At 63.8% G+C, this 19,467-nt stretch carries 15 protein-coding genes and 1 pseudogene; 8 read left to right on the plus strand and 8 right to left on the minus strand.

All coding sequences use genetic code 11. The features are described 5' to 3' along the window. Positions 1 to 106: 106 nt before the first annotated feature. The 4 genes from ACZYTC_RS11740 (at position 107) to ACZYTC_RS11755 (ending at position 4,427) form a co-directional block, all read left to right on the plus strand. A complete protein-coding gene (locus ACZYTC_RS11740) occupies positions 107 to 2,209 on the plus strand; it encodes a molybdopterin-containing oxidoreductase family protein (RefSeq protein ID WP_488989671.1) in 2,103 nt (700 codons plus the stop codon). Continuing rightward, positions 2,206 to 2,565 (plus strand): MmcQ/YjbR family DNA-binding protein, encoded by a 360-nt coding sequence (locus ACZYTC_RS11745; RefSeq protein WP_434955904.1) that lies wholly within the window; start codon positions 2,206 to 2,208, stop codon positions 2,563 to 2,565. Before ACZYTC_RS11740 ends, ACZYTC_RS11745 begins: the two co-directional genes overlap by 4 nt. A gap of 65 nt (positions 2,566 to 2,630) precedes the next feature. Then, the gene (locus ACZYTC_RS11750; RefSeq protein WP_488989672.1) at positions 2,631 to 3,005 is read left to right on the plus strand and encodes a nuclear transport factor 2 family protein; all 375 of its coding nucleotides are present in this window, start codon (positions 2,631 to 2,633) and stop codon (positions 3,003 to 3,005) included. 141 nt (positions 3,006 to 3,146) lie between these two features. Further along, a complete protein-coding gene (locus ACZYTC_RS11755) occupies positions 3,147 to 4,427 on the plus strand; it encodes a cystathionine gamma-synthase family protein (RefSeq protein ID WP_488989673.1) in 1,281 nt (426 codons plus the stop codon). A 29-nt stretch (positions 4,428 to 4,456) separates the two neighbouring features. Here the strand turns inward: ACZYTC_RS11755 and attM are convergent, their stop codons facing one another. Beyond that, positions 4,457 to 5,248: an AttM family quorum-quenching N-acyl homoserine lactonase gene (attM, locus tag ACZYTC_RS11760; protein WP_488989674.1), complete on the minus strand. Its 792-nt coding sequence runs from the start codon at positions 5,246 to 5,248 to the stop codon at positions 4,457 to 4,459. A 28-nt stretch (positions 5,249 to 5,276) separates the two neighbouring features. Next, positions 5,277 to 5,678, minus strand: a complete 402-nt coding sequence (locus tag ACZYTC_RS11765; RefSeq protein ID WP_488989675.1) for a tautomerase family protein — start codon at positions 5,676 to 5,678, stop codon at positions 5,277 to 5,279. Between the two features lie 99 nt (positions 5,679 to 5,777). Between ACZYTC_RS11765 and ACZYTC_RS11770 the strand changes: the two genes are divergently transcribed. Continuing rightward, positions 5,778 to 6,632 carry a LysR family transcriptional regulator gene (locus ACZYTC_RS11770; RefSeq protein WP_488989676.1) on the plus strand — a complete coding sequence of 285 codons (855 nt, stop codon included), beginning with the start codon at positions 5,778 to 5,780 and terminating at the stop codon, positions 6,630 to 6,632. Positions 6,633 to 6,716: 84 nt separating this feature from the next. Here ACZYTC_RS11770 and ACZYTC_RS11775 read toward each other — a convergent pair whose 3' ends face one another. After that, positions 6,717 to 8,147: a hypothetical protein gene (locus ACZYTC_RS11775; RefSeq protein WP_488989677.1), complete on the minus strand. Its 1,431-nt coding sequence runs from the start codon at positions 8,145 to 8,147 to the stop codon at positions 6,717 to 6,719. A gap of 262 nt (positions 8,148 to 8,409) precedes the next feature. On the opposite strand from ACZYTC_RS11775, the gene ACZYTC_RS11780 reads away from it, so the two are divergent. Next, positions 8,410 to 9,990 (plus strand): alkaline phosphatase D family protein, encoded by a 1,581-nt coding sequence (locus ACZYTC_RS11780; protein ID WP_434955897.1) that lies wholly within the window; start codon positions 8,410 to 8,412, stop codon positions 9,988 to 9,990. A gap of 141 nt (positions 9,991 to 10,131) precedes the next feature. Here the strand turns inward: ACZYTC_RS11780 and ACZYTC_RS11785 are convergent, their stop codons facing one another. The 5 genes and pseudogenes from ACZYTC_RS11785 to dctP all read right to left on the minus strand — a co-directional run bounded on the left by ACZYTC_RS11785 (position 10,132) and on the right by dctP (position 16,109). Further along, on the minus strand, positions 10,132 to 11,649 hold the full coding sequence (locus ACZYTC_RS11785) for a malonate--CoA ligase (protein ID WP_488989678.1): 1,518 nt from the start codon (positions 11,647 to 11,649) through the stop codon (positions 10,132 to 10,134). 10 nt (positions 11,650 to 11,659) lie between these two features. Then, complete coding sequence (locus tag ACZYTC_RS11790) at positions 11,660 to 13,084, minus strand: malonyl-CoA decarboxylase (protein ID WP_488989679.1); 1,425 nt, start codon at positions 13,082 to 13,084, stop codon at positions 11,660 to 11,662. A gap of 27 nt (positions 13,085 to 13,111) precedes the next feature. Beyond that, a complete protein-coding gene (locus ACZYTC_RS11795) occupies positions 13,112 to 14,455 on the minus strand; it encodes a TRAP transporter large permease (protein WP_488990000.1) in 1,344 nt (447 codons plus the stop codon). 96 nt (positions 14,456 to 14,551) lie between these two features. Beyond that, a pseudogene (locus ACZYTC_RS11800) lies at positions 14,552 to 15,067 on the minus strand (TRAP transporter small permease); the annotation flags it as partial. 1 nt (position 15,068) lies between these two features. Continuing rightward, a complete protein-coding gene (gene dctP / locus ACZYTC_RS11805) occupies positions 15,069 to 16,109 on the minus strand; it encodes a TRAP transporter substrate-binding protein DctP (protein ID WP_441772607.1) in 1,041 nt (346 codons plus the stop codon). Positions 16,110 to 16,268: 159 nt separating this feature from the next. Between dctP and ACZYTC_RS11810 the strand changes: the two genes are divergently transcribed. After that, positions 16,269 to 16,928, plus strand: coding sequence for a GntR family transcriptional regulator (locus ACZYTC_RS11810; RefSeq protein WP_434955893.1), 660 nt, complete (start codon positions 16,269 to 16,271; stop codon positions 16,926 to 16,928). A 639-nt stretch (positions 16,929 to 17,567) separates the two neighbouring features. After that, positions 17,568 to 19,364, plus strand: a complete 1,797-nt coding sequence (locus ACZYTC_RS11815; protein ID WP_488989680.1) for an autotransporter outer membrane beta-barrel domain-containing protein — start codon at positions 17,568 to 17,570, stop codon at positions 19,362 to 19,364. Positions 19,365 to 19,467: the final 103 nt, after the last annotated feature.

Here is a 19,467-nt window from a genome sequence, read left to right on the forward strand (position 1 = left end):
TATTCATCGTGTGAATGGATCGATGAATTCTCGCAATGGTCGCAGGCAGGGCTGGTTCTTGTAGCGCCCTCGCCTTACGATGCCGTCGTGACATGACGAGACCCCGATGAACAAACCGCTCGGCCCGATCCGCAGGGCCTCCGCCTGCCCGCATGATTGCCCCTCGACCTGCGCCCTCGAGATCGAAGTGCTCGATCGCAACACGATGGGCCGGGTCTATGGCGCCGCCGACAACAGCTTCACCAAGGGCGTGATCTGCGCCAAGGTCGCCCGCTATGCCGAGCGCGTGCATCACAAGGATCGCTTGCTCCATCCGCTGTTGCGCACCGGGCCAAAGGGATCGGGCCAATATACGCGCATCGGCTGGGACGAGGCGCTCGACCGCACCGCCGAGGCCATGCTGGCCGCAGAACGCGACTTCGGAGCCGAAAGTGTCTGGCCCTATTACTATGCCGGCACCATGGGCCTGGTCATGCGCGACGGCATCAACCGCCTGCGCAATGCCAAGCTCTATTCGGGCCAGTATTCCACCATCTGCACCTCTCTGTCCTGGTCGGGCTATCTCGCCGGCCATGGCCGCATGACCGGCACCGATCCGCGCGAGATGGCTCAATCGGACTGCATCGTGCTGTGGGGCACCAATGCGGTGGTGACGCAGATCAATGTGATGACCCACGCCGCCTCTGCCCGCAAGAAGCGCGGCACCAAGATCGTGGCCGTCGACGTCTATGACAACGCCACCATGCAGCAGGCTGACATCAAGATCATCCTCAAGCCGGGCACGGACGGTGCGCTGGCCTGCGCCCTCATGCATGTGCTGTTCCGTGACGGCTATGCCGACCGGGCCTATCTCGCCAAATTCGCCGATCACCCGGCTGAGTTCGAAGCCCATCTGGCCAGCCGCACGCCGCAATGGGCTTCCGATATCACCGGCGTGCCGGTAACGGAGATCGAAGCGCTGGCCAGGCTGCTCGGCGAGCGCCCCCGTACCTTCTTCCGCCTTGGCTATGGCTTTGCCCGTTCGCGCAACGGTGCGGCCTCGATGCATGCGGTCAGTGCCATTCCCGTGGTGATGGGCGCCTGGCAATATGAGGGCGGCGGCGCGCTGCATTCCAATTCAGGCATGTTCGGCTGGCGCAAGACCCTGATCGAGGGGCTGGACGTGCGCGACCCCAAGGTGCGCGAGCTCGACCAATCCCGCATCGGCCCCATCCTCACCGGCGATGCCGAGGCATTGTGCGGCGGCGGCCCGGTGAAGATGCTGCTGATCCAGAACACCAATCCGATGGCGGTCGCGCCTGACCAGGACCTGGTGAAGCAGGGCTTTGCCCGCGAGGACCTCTTCACCGTGGTGCATGAGCAGGTGATGACGGATACCGCCCGCATGGCCGACCTCATCCTGCCGGCTACCATGTTCGTCGAACATGACGACGTCTACCAGGGCGGCGGGCAGCAGCACATCCTGCTCGGTCCCAAGCTGATCGAGCCGCCGGGCGAATGCCGCAACAATCACGAGGTGATCAGCGCCATCGCTGTCCGCGTCGGCGCCGAGCACCCAGCCTTTGCCATGGATCCGCGCGAGCTGATCGACCGCACGCTTCAAGCCTCCAAGCGCGGCACGCTGGCCGAGTTGGAGGAAAAGCGCTGGCTCGACGTGCAGCAGCCTTTCGAGGACGCCCATTTCCTGAAGGGGTTCGGCTGGCCGGACGGCAAGTTCCGCCTCAAGGCCGACTGGCCGAAGAACCCCTATGCGGCTCCCGCCAAGTTCGGGCCCGTGCACGACATGCCCGCCTTCCCCGATTACTGGACGGCGATCGAACTGGCCGACGACATCTTCCCCTTCCGCCTGACCACCAGCCCGGCCCGGAACTTCCTCAATTCGAGCTTCACTGAAACTCCGACCTCGCTCGCCAAGGAAGAACGGCCCGATGTGCTGATCCATCCCGACGATGCCGCCGCCCACGGCATAGAGGATGGTGACAAGGTCGAGCTGGAAAGCCCGCGCGGCAAGGTGCGACTGCATGCCAAGCTCTTCGAAGGCCTGCGCCGCGGCGTGCTGGTGGCGGAATCGATCTGGCCGAACAGCGCCTATGAAGACGGCAAGGGCATCAACACCTTGACCGGGGCCGACGCGCCCGCCCCCGTCGGCGGCGGCGCTTTCCACGACAACAAGGTCGCCATCCGCAAGCTTCCAGCTTTGGCGTCATGACCCGCGACGAATACAACGCCTTCTGTGGCACGCTCCCGGCCACCAGCCATGTGGTGCAATGGGGCGGCGCCCATGTCTGGAAGGTCGGCGACAAGGTCTTCGCCATCGGCGGCCAGCAGGACGGCGAACCGCGCTACACCTTCAAGGTCAGCGACATCTCCTATGAGGTGTTGAAAGAACAGCCGGGTCTGCGCCCGGCGCCCTATCTGGCCTCGCGCGGCATGAAATGGATCCAGCATTACGCCGAACCCGGCCTGAGCGACGAGGATCTGCGCGATTATCTGCGCCAGTCCCATCTGATCGTCTCGCGGGGCCTCTCGAAGAAGAGGCGGGCCGCGTTGGGCCTGCCGGGCTAACCTTTACGTGGCCCCCTTCTCCCGTAATGACGAACGGTGTCACCTGCCTATTTGGGACAACCAAGATGGACGCCTCCGCAGCAGAAGCCGTGATTGCCGGCCAGCTCGCCGCCTATAATGCCCGCGACATCGAAGCCTTCATGACCTTCTGGCATGAGGATGCGCTGGTCTTCGAGCATCCTTCGACCTTGCTGGCGGCGGGCGCCGCCGAAATCCGGGCCCGCCACCTCGTTCGTTTTCGCGAACCCGATTTGCACGGCAAGCTGATCGGCCGGCTCTCGGTCGGCACCCTGGTGGTGGACCGCGAAATCGTCACCCGCAATTTCCCAGAGGGCCGAGGCGAGGTCGACGTGATGGCGATCTACCAGGTCGAGGACGGCAGGATCGCCAAGGCCTGGTTCAAGCTCGGCACGCCGAGGCTTGCCGCACCTGGGGACTGAAGAGCGACGTGTGCCAATCCACCCGGCCACGTTTCTCGCCCCTTTTCCTTCCCTCCATCGCCTCGCCTTTTGACAAACTGACCTCGCCGGCAGCACCATCCCACGGACCACCAGCGAGGCAATCCGTGAGAGGAGCCGGTCATGGCCGTCGATCGCAGCCACAAGCACACATTGGGCAATCATCCCCTGCATCCCGAAACCCTGATGCTGGGCTATGGCTATGACCCGGCCCTGTCGGAAGGCTCGGTGAAGCCACCGGTATTCCTCACCTCCACCTTCGTGTTCCAATCGGCCGAGGATGGTCGCGATTTCTTCGACTATACCTCCGGCCGACGCTCGCCCCCCGCCGGCAGTGCGGCGGGCCTGGTCTATTCGCGCTTCAACCATCCCAACACCGAGATCGTCGAGGATCGCCTCGCCATCTATGAGGGCGGCGAAGCCGCCCTGCTGTTCTCCTCGGGCATGGCGGCCATCTCCATGGCTGTGCTGGCCTATGCCCGTCCCGGCGATGTCGTGCTGCATAGCCAGCCCCTCTATGGCGGCACCGAGACGTTGCTCGCCCGTACACTTGCCGATTTCGGCATCGGGCACACGGGTTTCATCGACGGTCTGCATGCCGCAACAATCAGTGAGGCGGCCGACAAGGCGATGACGGCGGGCCGTGTCAGCGTCATCCTGATCGAGACCCCGTCCAATCCGGTCAACACCCTGGTCGATTTCTCCCTCATCAGCGAGGCGGCCGATCGCATCGCCGAGCTCCAGGGTGCGCGGCCGGTGATCGTCTGCGACAATACACTGCTGGGTCCGCTCTTCCAGCGCCCCCTCGGCCATGGCGTCGACATCGTGGTCTATTCGGCTACCAAATATATCGGCGGCCACAGCGACCTGATCGCCGGCGCGGCCATCGGCAGCAAGGCCGTGCTGAAGCCCGTGCGCACCTTGCGCAGTGCCATCGGCACGCAGCTCGATCCCCACACCTGCTGGATGCTCGGCCGTTCGCTCGAAACCTTGTCGCTGCGCATGCAGGCGGCCGCACGCAATGCGATTGCCGTTGCCGACTTCCTGGCCGCTCATGCCGGCGTCGCCGCCGTGCATGCCTTGCACGCACTGCCGGAAGACAGCCCGGCGCGACGGGTATTCGAGCGCCAATGCACCGGCGCCGGCTCGACCTTCTCGATCGAGATCAAGGGCGGCCAGGCCGAGGCCTTCCGGCTACTCAACGCACTCAAGGTGTTCAAGCTCGCCGTCAGCCTCGGCGGCACCGAGTCGCTCGCCAGCCATCCCGCCTCGACCACCCATTCGGGCGTACCGGCCGAACTGAGGGCCCAGCTCGGCGTGACCGACGCGACCATCCGGCTCAGCGTCGGCATCGAGAATGCCGAGGACTTGATCGCCGACCTCGCCCAGGCGCTGGAGGCCTGAGCGGGCAGACATGCTGGGGAACGGGCGCGTCAGTCGTAGAAATGCGGGGCCTGCCTGAAACCGGTCCAGGCCTCGGGATCGTGGCCCGGCACCACGGTCGCCCCCACCCGGTCGGCGAGGAAACGCAGCTTGCGTACCGACCGCGCCACGTCGCTGGCCGAGCACATCAGGCCCGGCAGCGCCTTCTCGCTCCAATGATCCCAGGTATAGGCGGCATCGATCGCCAGCAGGAACGGCCCGCTGTTCGGAAGGTTGACCAGCACGGATTGATGGCCGGGCGAATGCCCTGGGGTGAACAGGATCCGGATGCTGCCATCGCCATAGAGATCGAAATCGTCGGTCGCCTCCCCCTCGAGGAAATGCCAGGCGAGGCCCGGCCGGTCGAAGTCACGGCGGACATAGGCTGCCGCCGCGAACCAGTCGGGGGTGAAGGCGTACTCATATTCCCGGCGCTGCACGATGTGCGTGGCGTTGGGAAAGCGACCGACGGCGCCGCTATGGTCCGAATGCAGGTGCGAGAGCAACACGAAGCGGATATTGCCGGGCTGGACGCCGAGAGCCTGAAGCTGGGCGAGGCAGCCTTGTTCGGGCGTCATCACCGGCCGGAAGACTTCGACGCTGCCACCCCAATAGGCACCGGGATCAGCAAGGCCTTCAGTCGCCAGACCTCCGTCGATCAGCACGGCTCCCTTCGGATGCATCACCAGGAACCAGGGAACCGGGATCTCGTAGTCCTCCCCCTCGCCCTGGTTCATCTTGATGTGGTGCAGCTTGCAGCGCTGGGTGCCGGACTGGAACATATACAAACGTAGACTAGACATTCGAAACTCCGACTGCCCGCCGAGGCGGTCATCCTCTCGCGCTCTCATGATAGTGGCGATCCTGGGTGATGCCGCCATAGCCATAGGTCGTCGCCCGGCAATCCACGATGTGGACATTGGAATGGGAATGAACGTTTCCAATTATCGCCGACAGCAGCTCAAAGGCCTGGGCGAGGAAGGCGGCCTTCTCCTCCCGGGTATTGGTCTCGTCGGTGACCGTCACTTCCAGGCGGAACGAGTTCTTGCCGAGCTCCGCCAGGGACTGCCCCGCAATGAACCATTGCTCATGCGGCAGATAGTCGACCGTCACCAGGGTGCGATCGGGCTCTTTGCGCAGGACGGTGCAGGTGAGACGCGCGACTTCGTCGGCAAGGCGGCGGGTGAGGCTGCCGTCGGCCTGGCCGGAAACGGTGAGAAAGATACCGGGCATGTCAGCTCCTTCATGGGGGACAGCGCCTGTATGAAGCGAAGCTTTCATTCGGAAAAGCGGGAAGATATGATATTATCCATCGGAAAATAGGATGGATAAATGCGCTCCTTCGACCTCGACCTGCTGCAAACGCTCGTCGCCATCGCCGAAACAGGCAGCCTGTCGGCAGCGGCGCCACGGGTCCACCGCTCGCAATCGGCCGTCAGCGAACAGATGCGCAAGCTCGAGCAGCATTGCGGCGTAACCCTGCTGGTGCGCGGCAAACTCGGTGCAAGCCTCACGCCGGCGGGCGAGCGCCTGGTCGTGCATGCGCGCCGGCTGCTGGCCCTCAGCGAGGAAGCTTTTCGCGATGTCCTGGGCATGCCACTTGCCGGCGATCTGCGCCTGGCCATCACCGACTATTTCCGCCCGGCGACGATCACGCTCCTGCTCAAGCGCCTGCGCGAGCGCTATCCGCAACTCAGGCTGCATGTCGCCACCCGCCAGAGCCTGATGATCGAGAGCCGCCGCGACTTCGACATCGGCCTGTCCATGCGCCTTCTCGACGACGACACGCCGGGCGAGGACGGCCGCATCCGGCTCGGCCGCGAACCCCTGTCGTGGGTGGCCTCTCCCACCCTTGCGCTCGATGGCAGCCAGCGCCTGCCGCTGGTGGTGCTTCCCGAGGCCTGCGCGCTGCAGCGCCTGATCATCCGCACGCTCAACCAGGGCGATATCGACTATGAGATCGCCCATTCGGCTGCCGGGGTCGCCGGCCTGCATCTGGCGCTCGCCGCCGGCCTGGGCGTGGCCTGCCTCAACCGTTCCGCCATACCGGCCGGCATGGCCATTCTCGACGCCGGTTTCGGCCTTCCGGCCATGCCCGACATCGAATTCTCCATCCTGCCGCCCCAGGCCGGCGAATCGGCCCTGGTAACGGAAGTCCGCCATTTGCTGTCCAAGGAGCTTGCCTGATCGCTTCGGTGCTCTAGACGCGAAGAAGGCGGCCTTTCAGGGAAGGCCGCCCGCCGAAAGCACAGCTTGCAGGTTGAAGGCGCCCTATTTCTGCGCACCCGGCCCGAAGGACTGGCCGTTCACAGTGACCTTGCGGGCGAGACTGTCGAAGTCGATATCCCAGGTCAGCCGGCCGTCAGGCCCGGTCTTCGCCAGGCCCTTCAGGAAGGCGATGCCCATGGCGGCGCGCTGCGGCCCGGGGTCGGAGCCACCGGCCTTTCCGAGAGCGGCGGCGATTCCATCCAGATTGGAGGTAGAGACCGTAGCCTTGCCCTGCTGGGCGGGCAGCAGTGAGGTTTCCCCCTGCCCCTTCACATCGTAGGCGGGCGCCGTCAGGCTCTGGCCGAAGGTGAGCTTGGGCTGGTTCGCCAGAAGCAAGGGCATCAGCACCGCTTTTAAGGCGTCGGCCTGGGCGGGTTTTGCATCGGTGCCAGCCTCGATCATCTTGCCGGCGATCGTCTCGAGATCGAGCCCTGTCAGGTTGAAATCGAGGGTAGCTTTTTCCGGCACCAGGGACTTGGCCCAGTCTGGCATCATGCCGTCCGGCAGGACGAGACCGTTCATGGCCAGATTCAGGCCGACATTGCTTGTCTTCACCAAGCCGTTCGAGGCGAGATTGGTATCCACCGAGGCAATCTTGATGATGCCCTTGGGCGTCCCCACCGTCATGTTGTCATAGCGGATCTGCGCCGTCAGCGTTTGCCACAATGGCAATACGGCCTTCAGCTTGGCCCGCGCCTGCTCCTGGGCCGCCTTGCCATTGTCGCCAGCCTTGCGGGCCGCGAAATAGGCGAGGGCCTGCATGAACTGCGGGCTGCTGAAGCCACTGGCTACGAAGGTCTCGTGCACGCGATCGGCGCGCAGCACCATGGGAGGGGCAGGGTTGGCCGGATCTTTGACGGTGACCGTCTCGACGAGGTCCAGGAGGTCGCCCGTCATGTTCAGGTCCGTCTTGCTGGCATCCCCCACCTTTCCGGTGATGGTGAAATCGATCTTGCCGATGCTAGCGTCGATGTCCTCGATGGGCGAGCGCATGGTGAAGACGGCCGACTCGCAGCTCATTGTTTGATCGGTGAATTGCACGGCCTTGGGGTCGAAAACGCCCTTTCCGATGCAATTCTTCAGGCGCTGGACCAGTTCGCTCTGAGGGCCGGCCTTTCCTGATTTGTAGGTGAAATCGAGCGAAGGCGTGGTCTGCTCGAAGATGTATTTGCCACCTCCCTGCGGCGTAAGGCGGGTGGCAAGCGGACCGAAGCTGAATTGTGCACCGTCAGCAGGCAGGCCGAGCTTGCTGCTGCTGAGATCGTAGACGAGATCGTAGCTGTCGCCATTGGGCTTGACCGTGACAATACCCTTCTCGATCACTTTCGGGCCAAGATAGCGAGCAATCTCTTCTCGGATCGCCTTGGCTCCCTGCTCGGTGGCAGGTTCTGCCATTGCCGGCGGCGAGACCAACCCGATCAGCGCGACGCTCACCAGCATTGCCTTGCGCGCAACACGGTGCTTACGCTCAGATTTCTTCAAGAAAGTCATAAAATACCCGGTCTGCTGCATGGAAGATCCCCGTCTCCCTATGCCATAACCCGATGCGCGCCGCCTGTGAATTTTTGCTGCAGGCCCCCGCATGAGACCCGTTCATCGCCCCTCTCGAGCACAGTTTACAATTCCTCCAACTATTTGACATGCCTCTGTCATGTCGGTGGCCAAGAAGGAGCGCAATTCAAGCCGGAGAGTCGCCATGCGCTTCATCGAAAGACCTTTGTCCCGCCGCCGCTTCCTGACCGCAACCGCCGCAACCGGCCTTCTCGGTGCAACGGGTTCGCTGGCGATGCCGGGGGTCTCCCGTGCCGCCGATCGTCCCCAGGTTACGGCCGGCCTGCAGTCGGGCGACGTAGCCGGCGACAGAGCCGTGCTGTGGTCGCGCACCGACCGCCCAGCCAATGCGATCTTCGAATGGTCGACCACCGAGAGTTTCAAGACCGTGAACCGGCTGCCGACGGTGACGGCCTCCCCCGAGACGGACTACACCGTGAAGATCTTGGCGGAAGGCCTGCCGGCGGACCAGGAGATCTTCTACCGCGTGCGCTTCCAGGATCTCGCCCATACCGGCGTCGAGAGCGAGGTCGTCACCGGACATCTGCGCTCGGCTCCGGCCGGGCTGCGTGACGTCTCCTTCGTCTGGTCCGGCGATACCGCCGGCCAGGGCTGGGGCATCGATGCCGACCGTGGCGGCATGAAGATCTATTCGGCCATGCTCAAGCACAACCCGGATTTCTTCATCCATTCCGGTGACAACATCTATGCCGACGGCGTGATCAAGCCCGAGGTGAAGCTGCCTGACGGCACCATCTGGAAGAACATCGTCACGCCGGAAAAGTCCAAGGTCGCCGAGACCCTCGACGAATATCGCGGACAGTACAAATACAACCTCATGGACAAGAATTTCCGCGCGCTCTATCAGCAGGTTCCTGTCATCACCCAGTGGGACGACCATGAGGTGACCAACAACTGGTCGTCCTCCAAGGACCTGCTCAGCGACGATCGCTACAAGGAAAAGTCGATTGCGGCCCTGGCGGCGCGCGCCGCACAGGCCTTCCACGAATATATGCCGATCGCCACCACTTTGGCCGAGCCGCGCCGGGTCTATCGCAAGATCCCCTATGGCCCGCTGCTCGACGTCTTCATGCTCGACATGCGCACCTATCGCGGCCCCAACGGCGACAATCTGCAGGCCACGGAAGGTGGGGAAGCCGCCTTCCTCGGCGCCGAGCAGCTTGCCTGGCTCAAGCGCGAACTCGCCAACTCCAAGGCGACCTGGAAGGTGATCGCCGCCGACATGCCGCTCGCTCTGGTGGTGTGGGACAAGGCCGACCAGAAGAAGGGCTTCGAAGCCGTCTCCAACAACGACAATGGCAAGCCGCTCGGCCGCGAGCTCGAATTCGCCGATCTCCTGCGCTTCATCAAGGCGGCCGGCGTGAAGAACACGGTGTGGCTGACGGCCGACGTCCACTACACCGCGGCCCATTACTACAACCCGGACAAGGCGGCTTTCCAGGACTTCGATCCCTTCTGGGAGTTCGTCTCCGGCCCGCTCCACTCGGGCACCTTCGGCCCGAACGACCTCGACATGACCTTCGGGCCCGAGCTCAAATATGTGAAGGCGCCGGAAGGCGGCCAGCAGAACCTGTCGCCCGCGGCCGGCCTGCAGTTCTTCGGCCATGTCGCCATCGCCGCCGACACGCGGGTGATGACCGTCACCTTGCGCGACGCCGCCGATGCCTCGCTCTGGTCGACCCAGCTCGAGCCGAAGCTCGGCTGAGTGTCATCCCGCACGCAGTGCAGCATGCAATGCTGCGCCGCAGATGCGGGACCGCATCGAGATATGGCCTCATCCGACTTGCGATCCCGGACCTGCGCTGCATCACTTCGTGCTGCAACGCGTCCGGGATGACAATATCGATCACCCCCGCACGTAAAGATCGCGATAGGTCGTCTGCAGCACGTTCTTCTGGACCTTGCCCATGGTGTTGCGCGGCAATTCGTCGACGAAGAGCACGCGCTTGGGCTGCTTGAACTTGGCGAGGCGCCCTTCCAGGGTCTGAAGGATCGTTCGTTCCTCCACGGTGGCGCCGGGCTTGCGCACCACGATGGCCGTCACGCCCTCGCCGAAATCGGCATGCGGCACGCCGATGACGGCGCTCTCGAACACGCCGGGAATGCCATCGATTTCCGTCTCGACTTCCTTGGGATAGACGTTGTAGCCGCCGGTGATCACCAGGTCCTTGCCACGTCCGACGATGTGGACATAACCCTGGGCATCGATCTTGCCGAGGTCGCCGGTGATGAAGAAGCCGTCGGGCCGGAATTCCGACTTGGTCTTTTCCGGCATGCGCCAATAGCCCTTGAACACGTTGGGGCCCTTCACCTCGATCATGCCGATCTCGCCTTGCAGCAAGGCCTCGCCCGTCTCGGGTTTGGTGATGCGCAGCGAGATGCCCGGCAGCGGCATGCCGACGGCACCGGCCACGCGCGCCCCGTCATAGGGGTTGGAGGTGATCATGTTGGTTTCGGTCATGCCATAGCGTTCGAGGATGGCATGGCCGGTGCGCGCTCTCCATTGCTCATGGGTCTCCGACAGCAAGGGCGCCGATCCCGACACGAACAGCCGCATATGGGCGGTCGCCTCGGCCGTGAGGCTCTCCTGCTGAAGGAGGCGGACATAGAAGGTCGGCACCCCCATCATGCAGGTTGCTTCGGGCAGGTGGCGCAGCACCTCCGCCGCATCGAAGCGCGTCAGGAAGATCAGCGAGGAGCCTGCCATCAACGTGGTGTTGATGGCCACGAACAGGCCATGCGTGTGGAAGATCGGCAGGGCATGCAGCAGCACGTCGGCCTGGCTGAAGCGCCAATAGGCGGCCAGGGTAACGGCGTTGGAAGCCAAGTTGCCATGCGTCAACATCGCACCCTTGGAGCGCCCGGTAGTGCCAGAGGTGTAGAGCAGCGCCGCCAGATCGTCCTCGCCGCGCGCAACGTCGTCGAAGGCTTCCGGCGCGCTCCTGGCTGCCTCGGCGAGCGAGCCGTCGTCACGGCTTCCCAGGGTTGCAACGGCAGCGCCGAGCCGGGTGCCGATCTCGCCCAGTTCATCCGCCTTCTCAGGCGCACAAACCAGCAGGCGCGGTTCGGCATCGCCGACGAAATAGTCGAGCTCCGCCTTGGTGTAGGCGGTATTGAGGGGCACGAACACCGCGCCGGCGCGCAGGCAGGCAAGATAGAGAAACACCGCCTGTGGGCTCTTCTCGACCTGGACGACCACGCGGTCGCCGGTCTCGACCCCGTAGCCGCGCAGGGCGTTGGCATAGCGTCCCGACCAGGCAAGCACGGCGCCATAGTCGAAGCCGCTGCCGTCGGAGAGGGTCAGGAAGGGTCTCCCCGCTTCGGGCATCCGGGAACGGATCAGGCTGAACAGATGGTTCGACACGCAAATTTCCTCAGGGATTGGGACGAGGCCGCGGGGCCGGATCGGCGCTGCGGGTGGGTGGTGGCAGGGCCGGTACGGCTGTCTTGCGACGCATCGGCTTCGTTTCCGTGGCTTTCAGAAGCTTGCGCACGGCCGGGCTCGCGGCGATCACGCCCTGATTGGCGAAGGCCTCGTGATTGTCTTCGATGGCATCGAGATCATAGAGATAATTGACCATGAGACCGCCGGCCTGGCGCAACCCATTCGGCGAGACGTCACCCCGCCAGTTGATGCGTTCGAGGCGGGCGCCATTGCCCAGATGGAACCGCGCCACCGGATCGATCGGCGCACCCGATGGTGTCCGGGCCACCAGGAAATAATGGGCGGCAGCCGCGAGTTGCGCTTCACGCATGGCCTCTGCCGGCCCGGTTCCCCCGTGCTCCGCAGGCCGGAACAGCCCCTCCAGCACCGTGAGGTCGGCCACGCCTGGAATATGCGGCTCCTCCTTGGCGAGTTCCCGCTTCAGCCAGCCCATGAATCCGGGAACCGGCGACAGGGTGACGAAACTCTTCAGCTTTGGCAGATCGCGCCGGAGTTCCTCGACCACCTGCTTGATCAGGAGATTGCCGAAAGAAACGCGACGCAGGCCGACCTGGCAGTTGGAGATCGAGTAGAACACCGCCGTGGTCGCATCCTCGGCCCGGATCGGCTTGCGCTCGAGGGCGAGCAGCGGCGCGATGGTCGCCGGTATGTCCTGCGTAAGGGCAACCTCGACGAACACCAGCGGCTCGTCCGCCATCTGCGGATGGAAGAAGGCGAAGCAGCGCCGGTCCGAAGGCTCCAGCCGGCTGCGCAAATCCTCCCAGCTATGGATAGTGTGCACGGCCTCATACTGGATGATCTTGGCCAGGATGTTCGCCGGCGTCGTCCAGTCGATCCGCTTCAGCATCAGGAAACCCCGGTTGAACCAGGACGAGAACAGATGGGCGAGATCCGCATCGAGAGCCTCCAACTCCTCATTGTCAGGCAGGCTGGCGAGGACGTCCTCGCGCAGGCGCACCAAGGCGGCCGTGCCGCCGGCGGGGCGGTTGAGCCGGCGGAAGAGCTCCTGCCGCCTCGGCTCGGCAGCGGCGCTGAGTTCGGCCATGGTCCGGGGAGACTTGTCACCGAGATAGGCCTCTATCGCCGCATCCAGGCGCGGCTGGTCGGCGCCGAAGTCCTCGGCCAGCGCCGCCAGATGGCGGCGGCGATGCTCGTCATCGGCCGCAGCATAGGCATCGAGCCATTGCTGCGCCAAGGCGACGCCGGAAACCTCGCCCCGGCCGGTCAGCAACGCATTGCTGAGAGCCAGCAGATCGGCCGATCGCACCTGGGATGAGGGGCGTTCGAGGCCGATGAGGCCCCTCCCCCGTTCTGCGACCGCTTCCAGGAATTCCTGCAGGAAGTTTCTGCTCATCGCTGTTCACCATACCCTGTCAATGGATTACCCCATGATCAGATCGGGCAGCCAGGTGGCGAGGCCGGGGATCAGACAGGCCAGCACCACCGCCAACGCCATCAATCCGACGAAAGGCAGCGTACCGCGCATGATATCCCCGAGCGGGATATCCGGCGCGATATTCTTGATCACGAAGATGTTGAGCCCGACCGGTGGATGGATCAGGCCCATCTCCATGACGATGGTCATCACCACGCCGAACCAGATCAGGTCGAAGCCGGCCGCTTTCAAGGGCGGCAGGATGATCGGCGCCGTCATCAGGATGATCGAGACCGGCGGCAGGAAGAAGCCGAGGACCACCACGAAGAGCAGGATCGCCGTCAGCAGCAGCCATTTCGACAGGTTCAGGCTGATGATCCAGGCTGCCGCCGACTGGCTGATCTGGAGATAGCTCATCACATAGGAATAGAGCAGCGACATGCCGATGATCATCAAGAGCATGGTCGATTCCCTGAGCGTGCCCGAAAGGATCGGCATCACCTTGGAAGGCCGCCAGATGCCGTACATGGCCGAGATCACCACCAGGGCCAGCACGGCGCCGACGCCGGCGGTCTCCGAGGGCGTCGCCCAGCCGGCATAGAGCACCACCATCACGCCGGCGAGGATGGAGACGAAGGGCACCACCCAGCCGACCATGCGAAGCTTTTGGGCGAAGGTGTAGCTCTCCTCGTGCAGGATGGCCGAACGAACGCCGGTGCGCTCGGCCTGGACCAGGGCCTGCCGCTTCTCCTTGCGGTAATGCAGCATCGCGTAGATGGCGAACATCGTCATCAGGAGCAGCCCCGGGCCGATTCCGGCCAGGAACAGCTTGCCGAGCGATACCTCTGCCGCCACCGCATAGAGCAGCATGGTGACCGAGGGCGGCAAGAGGATGCCGAGCGTGCCACCGGCCGCAATGATGCCGGCGGCAAAGCCGCCCGAATAGCCGCGGGCCCGCATCTCTGGGATGCCGGCGGCGCCGATGGCCGAACAGGTGGCGGGCGAGGAGCCGGCCATGGCAGCGAACAGCCCGCAGGCGACCGTGTTGGCCACGCCGAGCCCACCAGGAATGCGATGGAGCCAGGCATGCAAGGCCGAATAGAGATCCTTGCCGGCGTTGGAACGACCGATCGCCGCCCCCTTCAGGATGAAGAGCGGGATGGCAAGGATGATAACATTGGCCAGTTCCTCGTAGAAATTCTGCGCCAGCGTGTCGATCGAGGCGGCCGGCATGAACAGGATCATGAAGGTCAGCGCCACCACCCCGAGGGCGAAGGCGATCGGCATGCCCGAGAACAGCACGATCAGCGTCGCAGTACAGTAGGCAACGCCGATGCCCCATTGCGGCAGGCCGGTTAGTAGCGGCAGGGGTGGGCGCGACCACAGGGCGAAGGCGAGCACGGCGAGCAGCACGATGATGCACACCGGCAGCGATCGTTCCGCCACCTGCAGGGCGACCTGCGCAGCCAGCAGCACCATGCCTGCCGTCAGCAGGGAATAGGGAATCCACAAGGGTGGGCCCCAGGCCGAGTGCGAAGTCTGCTCGTCCACCCAGGCTTCATGGAGGAGCGAGCCCGATTTCCAGGCGAACAGCACGCAGAAGAACAGCACCAGCGCATCGACGACCAGCCGCCTGGTGCCGGCGGTCGCCGGCAGCCAATGGTCGAGGATGTCGATCCCGACATGGCCGCGTACCGCCTGCACCGAGGCCGCCGACAGGAAGATGGCACCGGCGATCAGGTAGATGGTGACTTCGTCCTGCCAGAGCACGGACTGGCGCGTCACATGCCCGGTGATGACGCCGAAGGTGAGGACCACAGCCGCCGCCAGCAGAGCCACGGCCGAGAGCCGAAAGGCGACGGCGTTGACAGCCCCGAACACCCGCCGCACCGCTCCCGCCTGTTCCGCCGGGCGGGTTTCGTCGGCGGCGAGAATGGCGTCGTGCTGGATCGAGCCGCCCATCTCACGCCACCTTCTGTGCTAGCTTCAGCAACTCCGCGGCCTCGCTCGAGCGCGCCGCATAATCCTTCCAGGAACTGGCCTCGGCGACCTTGCGCCACTCGGCGAGGTCGGTCGCGCTGAAATCGGCGACTTCGACACCTTTGGCGGCATAGACCTTGGCGACCTCCTCGTCGTCGTGCTGCGCCTGCTTGGTGGCCCAGCCTTCCATTTCGGCGCCGACATCCAGGAGCGTCTTCTGCTGATCGGCAGGCAGGGCGTCGAAGATCGTCTTGGACATCAGCAGCGGTTCGAGCATGAACCAGAAGGAGCCTTTTCGCGCCGAGGTCAGCGATTTGGCGAGTTCCTCCAGGCGGAACGAAATCAGGCTGGTCGACGAGGTCACGGCGGCGTCGAGCGCACTGGTCTGCATGCCGATATAGATTTCGTTCGAAGGCATGGTAGAGACCTGCGCCCCGGCGGCGGTGAACATCAGATCCATTTCCCGGCTGCCGCCACGGATCTTCAGCCCCTTGGAGCTGTCGGGCGTCAGCACCGGCTTGCCGCGCGAGGCCACGCCGCCGCCCTGCCAGACCCAGGCGATGATCTTGATGCCCTTGGCCTCCAGGATGCCGGAGAGCGCCTTGCCGATTTCGGCATTCTTCCAGGCGGCGCCCTGCTCATAGCTCGTCACCAGGCAGGGCATCAGGCCCAGATTGGTGGCATGCAATTCGCCCCCGGCATAGGCGACGGGAAACAGCGACATGTCCAAGGCGCCGCGCCGCATGGCCGAGAACTGCGCATTGGTCTTCATCAGCGAGGCATTGGCGTAGACGTCGAATTTCAAGGCGCCGCTGGTGCGCTTTTCCACCTCGGCGGCGAAGATGCGGCAAAGCCGATCGCGAAAATCCCCCTGCTCGACGGTGCCGCCGGGAAACTGATGCGACATCTTCAATGTAGTGGCGGCGCGGGCTTCCCCGGCCGACCGGATGATCAATGGCGTTGCAAGTGCGGCAGTCAGGATCTGCCTCCGGGTAAGCGACATCTGCCTCAAGGCAAGCGACATGGCGATTTCCTCTCATCCATCCGAGGCTGGCTGGTTCCGCCTGCGGTTGCATTCACCATTATTGCAGTTTTGAAACAGTTACAATAAAATTGTATACAAGTTTTACGAGATTGACTCCATCACCTTGGGAGTCGTACGAAATTGCGGAGGATATCGGCCATGAGCGAAAAACCCGCGACCCGCCTGCGCAACCAGATCGAAGAAGAAATCGCCACAGGGGTGTCCAAGCCCGGCGACAGGCTCGACGAGGTCTCGCTGGCGGCCAGATTCGGGGTGTCGCGGACGCCGATCCGCGAGGCTCTCCAGCAATTGGCGGCTGCCGGTCTGGTCGAGATCCGCCCGCACCGTGGCGCCATCGTCAGCGCCCCCGATCCCAAGCGCCTGATCGACATGTTCAGCCTGATGGCCGAATTTGAGGCGATCTGCGGGCGCCTGGCCGCCCGCCGCCTGCTACCGAGCGACGAGGCCGCGCTGGGAGAGACGCTTGAAGCCTGCCGCAAGGCGGCCGACAGCGGCGACATGGACGTCTATTACTACGAGAACGAACGCTTCCACCGCGCCATCTATGTGGCCAGCGGCAATGACTTCATCGCCGAGCAGGCCATCGCCCTGCACAAACGCCTCGCTCCCTTCCGCCGCCTACAGCTCCGTGTACGCAACCGCATGCGCACCTCGCTGGCCGAGCACGAAGCCATCGTCGACGCCCTGCTGGCTGGCGATAGTGCCCTCGCCTCCACACGCCTCTATGATCACGTCGCGGTGCAGGGCGAACGTTTCACCGATCTGATCGCCTCGCTCAACCGCGCGGCTGCGGAATAAGAAAACCTCGCACTACAAATCAGGTGCTTTGAAGCCGCCACTCGCCGACAAGGCTGCCTTGGCTTGTCACCGCGACCATCTTTTCCATTCTTCATATTATTCATACTATTGTCACGCGCCGTCCCTATGAAGCATCTCATCGAGCAAGCACCCCGCCATCCTACCCATCGGACGGGACGGATGGCATCGAGGCAGCCTGCTCGTGACCGCGCCTAGTGACCACCGATAGGAATTCTTACTCAGCCCGCTATTTCGCCGAGATCACATCATCCGCACAGCGGATGCCGGTATATGTCTTCAAGCCGATGCTTTGATTGTACCTGACACGCGCCGGTCCGATTTCATCTGTACTGGCGCGTCTCCTCCAAATCCTCGCCAATATCCAGGGCCGGGCTGGTGCCGCCGCCGGCCGGGATGTTTCGTCATAGTCGCATTTTCGCACGTCATCGCCGGCCGCAAGGCCGGCGGGCGCCGCTGTGCACTCACAAAAACCTGCCCCGAGAGATCGAAACCATGCCTGCCACACCGTTTGATACGTCGAGCAAACCGCCTGAGAAGACTACCTTCGCTCCCATCGCCTGTGCCGGACTCCGCCCTTGGCTCAGCAGAACCGCCTGGCCATGCCTCGTCGGTCTGTCGATGCTCGGTGCCACCAGCCTGCCCGCGCTGGCGGTGGAACCCTGGATCATGGTCGAGAAATCACTGTTCTCGGGCGTCGATGCCTCACGCGGCCAGGGCGTCACCACCGACGGCACCAATTGGTATTTTTCCGGCACCAATGCCCTGGAAATGACCAACGGCTCCTTCGATCCGAAATTGCTGGTTACCTCAGCCATTCCAGATGCGCTGAAGAATCCCTCCCAATATTCCGATATCGGGCTCAACCATATCGGCGACATCGACTATGCCGACGGCAAGCTCTACATCTCTTTGGACACGAGCAACCGCTCGCCGACCACCAATGGCAAATATGAAAGGCCGGTCTTCGCGATCTATGACGCGAAAACACTGACCTATCTCGGCCAGGCTTTTCCGCTCAATCCTCCGCATGGCACGCATGACATCGCCAGTTGGGTGGCCGTCGACGCCAAGAACGGCGTCGGCTACGGCATGGCCTATGAAAATGCAACGGAACTCGCCGTCTACAACCTTTCAGACTGGTCGTTCCAGAAATACATTCCCCTGTCCCAGACCATCGATCAGGCCCAGGGTGGCAAGATCTTCAACGGCTGGATGTATTTTTCGACCGATAATGACCAGAAGCTGATCTATCGCGCCAATCTCGTGACCGGCCAGGTCGAGCTCATCGGCAATCTCAAGACCAATGGCGAGCAGGAAGTCGAAGGCCTGGTCTTCAAGAACACGCCCGACGGCTGGTCGATGCACATCCTGAATCGCGAGGAAGATCCGAACCATCCCGGCCAGACCGCAATCGGCTTCTACCGCTATGTGCGTCCCTACGGAAATGCGCTCTCGGGCGAGATCCATGCCGATATCAAGGGCGCCTTCCTCGAGGATAGCCGCTACCCACGCGATGCCGCCAACCGACGCCTGCGCTCGGCCTTCGGCGGTATCGCCGGAACGTCAGGCGGCGCGGCCATAGGCAACACCGACGGCATCGTCGTCTGGGGCACGCCCTTCGCCGCCACCGGCCGGGCCAAGGGTTCGGGCGACGCCGCCTCCTTCGACCGCACCAGCGGCGGCTTCGTCGGCGGTATCGATGCACCGGTCGGGGACTGGCGCGTGGGCGTCCTCGCCGGCTACAGCCATACGAGTTTCGACGTCTCCGCCCGGACCTCCGACGGCTCCAGCAACAACTATCAGCTCGGCCTCTATGGCGGCACGCAATGGGGCCGGCTCGGTTTTCGTACCGGCGCCATCTATGGCTGGCATAATGTCGACACCAAGCGCGATGTCGTATTCCCGGCCTTCCGCGAAAGGCTTTCGGGGCAGTACAATGCTGCGACGGCACAGGCCTTCGGTGAGCTCAGCTATCGCTTCGATCTCGGTCGGAGCGCCTTTGAGCCTTTCGCCAATCTCGCTTATGTCCATCTGGACACGCAAGGCTTTGCCGAGAAGGGCGGCACCACAGCGGCGCTGACCAGCCAGAAGAGTTCGGCGGACACCGTTTACACCACATTGGGGCTCCATGCCTCGACCGGCTTCGACGTCGCCGGGACCACGCTGACCCTGCGCGGCACGCTCGGCTGGCAGCACGCCTTCGACGACGTGACCCAGAATGCGAAGCTCGCCTTCAACAATGGTTCGTCCTTCACGATAGCGGGCGCGCCGCTCGCCAAGGATGCGCTGGCGGTCGAGGCTGGCGTCGACATCGCGCTCGCGCCCAACACAACTTTGGGAGCCTCCTATTCCGGCCAGCTTGTCAGCCACACCCAGGGCCATGCCTTCAAGGTCAATCTCGACATGAAGCTGTGATCTGAAGGATACCGGCGCGGTGAGGATTGGACGAGGCAGCTTGGTCAAGGCTAGTTTGCCATGCCACCTCACCGCCATCGTCCCAAGCTGCTTATCCGCGGCG

This window comes from Labrys sp. F242, assembly GCF_057813875.1.

What these genes read in the sequence shown, in the direction of transcription:
- ACZYTC_RS11750 (WP_488989672.1), top strand. Translation starts at nt 2,631, where the DNA reads ATGGACGCCTCCGCAGCAGAAGCCGTGATTGCCGGCCAGCTCGCCGCC.
- ACZYTC_RS11780 (WP_434955897.1), top strand. Translation starts at nt 8,410, where the DNA reads ATGCGCTTCATCGAAAGACCTTTGTCCCGCCGCCGCTTCCTGACCGCA.
- attM (WP_488989674.1), bottom strand. Translation starts at nt 5,248, where the DNA reads ATGTCTAGTCTACGTTTGTATATGTTCCAGTCCGGCACCCAGCGCTGC.
- ACZYTC_RS11790 (WP_488989679.1), bottom strand. Translation starts at nt 13,084, where the DNA reads ATGAGCAGAAACTTCCTGCAGGAATTCCTGGAAGCGGTCGCAGAACGG.
- ACZYTC_RS11810 (WP_434955893.1), top strand. Translation starts at nt 16,269, where the DNA reads ATGAGCGAAAAACCCGCGACCCGCCTGCGCAACCAGATCGAAGAAGAA.
- ACZYTC_RS11755 (WP_488989673.1), top strand. Translation starts at nt 3,147, where the DNA reads ATGGCCGTCGATCGCAGCCACAAGCACACATTGGGCAATCATCCCCTG.
- ACZYTC_RS11740 (WP_488989671.1), top strand. Translation starts at nt 107, where the DNA reads ATGAACAAACCGCTCGGCCCGATCCGCAGGGCCTCCGCCTGCCCGCAT.
- ACZYTC_RS11765 (WP_488989675.1), bottom strand. Translation starts at nt 5,678, where the DNA reads ATGCCCGGTATCTTTCTCACCGTTTCCGGCCAGGCCGACGGCAGCCTC.
- ACZYTC_RS11745 (WP_434955904.1), top strand. Translation starts at nt 2,206, where the DNA reads ATGACCCGCGACGAATACAACGCCTTCTGTGGCACGCTCCCGGCCACC.
- ACZYTC_RS11815 (WP_488989680.1), top strand. Translation starts at nt 17,568, where the DNA reads ATGCTCGGTGCCACCAGCCTGCCCGCGCTGGCGGTGGAACCCTGGATC.
- ACZYTC_RS11770 (WP_488989676.1), top strand. Translation starts at nt 5,778, where the DNA reads ATGCGCTCCTTCGACCTCGACCTGCTGCAAACGCTCGTCGCCATCGCC.
- dctP (WP_441772607.1), bottom strand. Translation starts at nt 16,109, where the DNA reads ATGTCGCTTGCCTTGAGGCAGATGTCGCTTACCCGGAGGCAGATCCTG.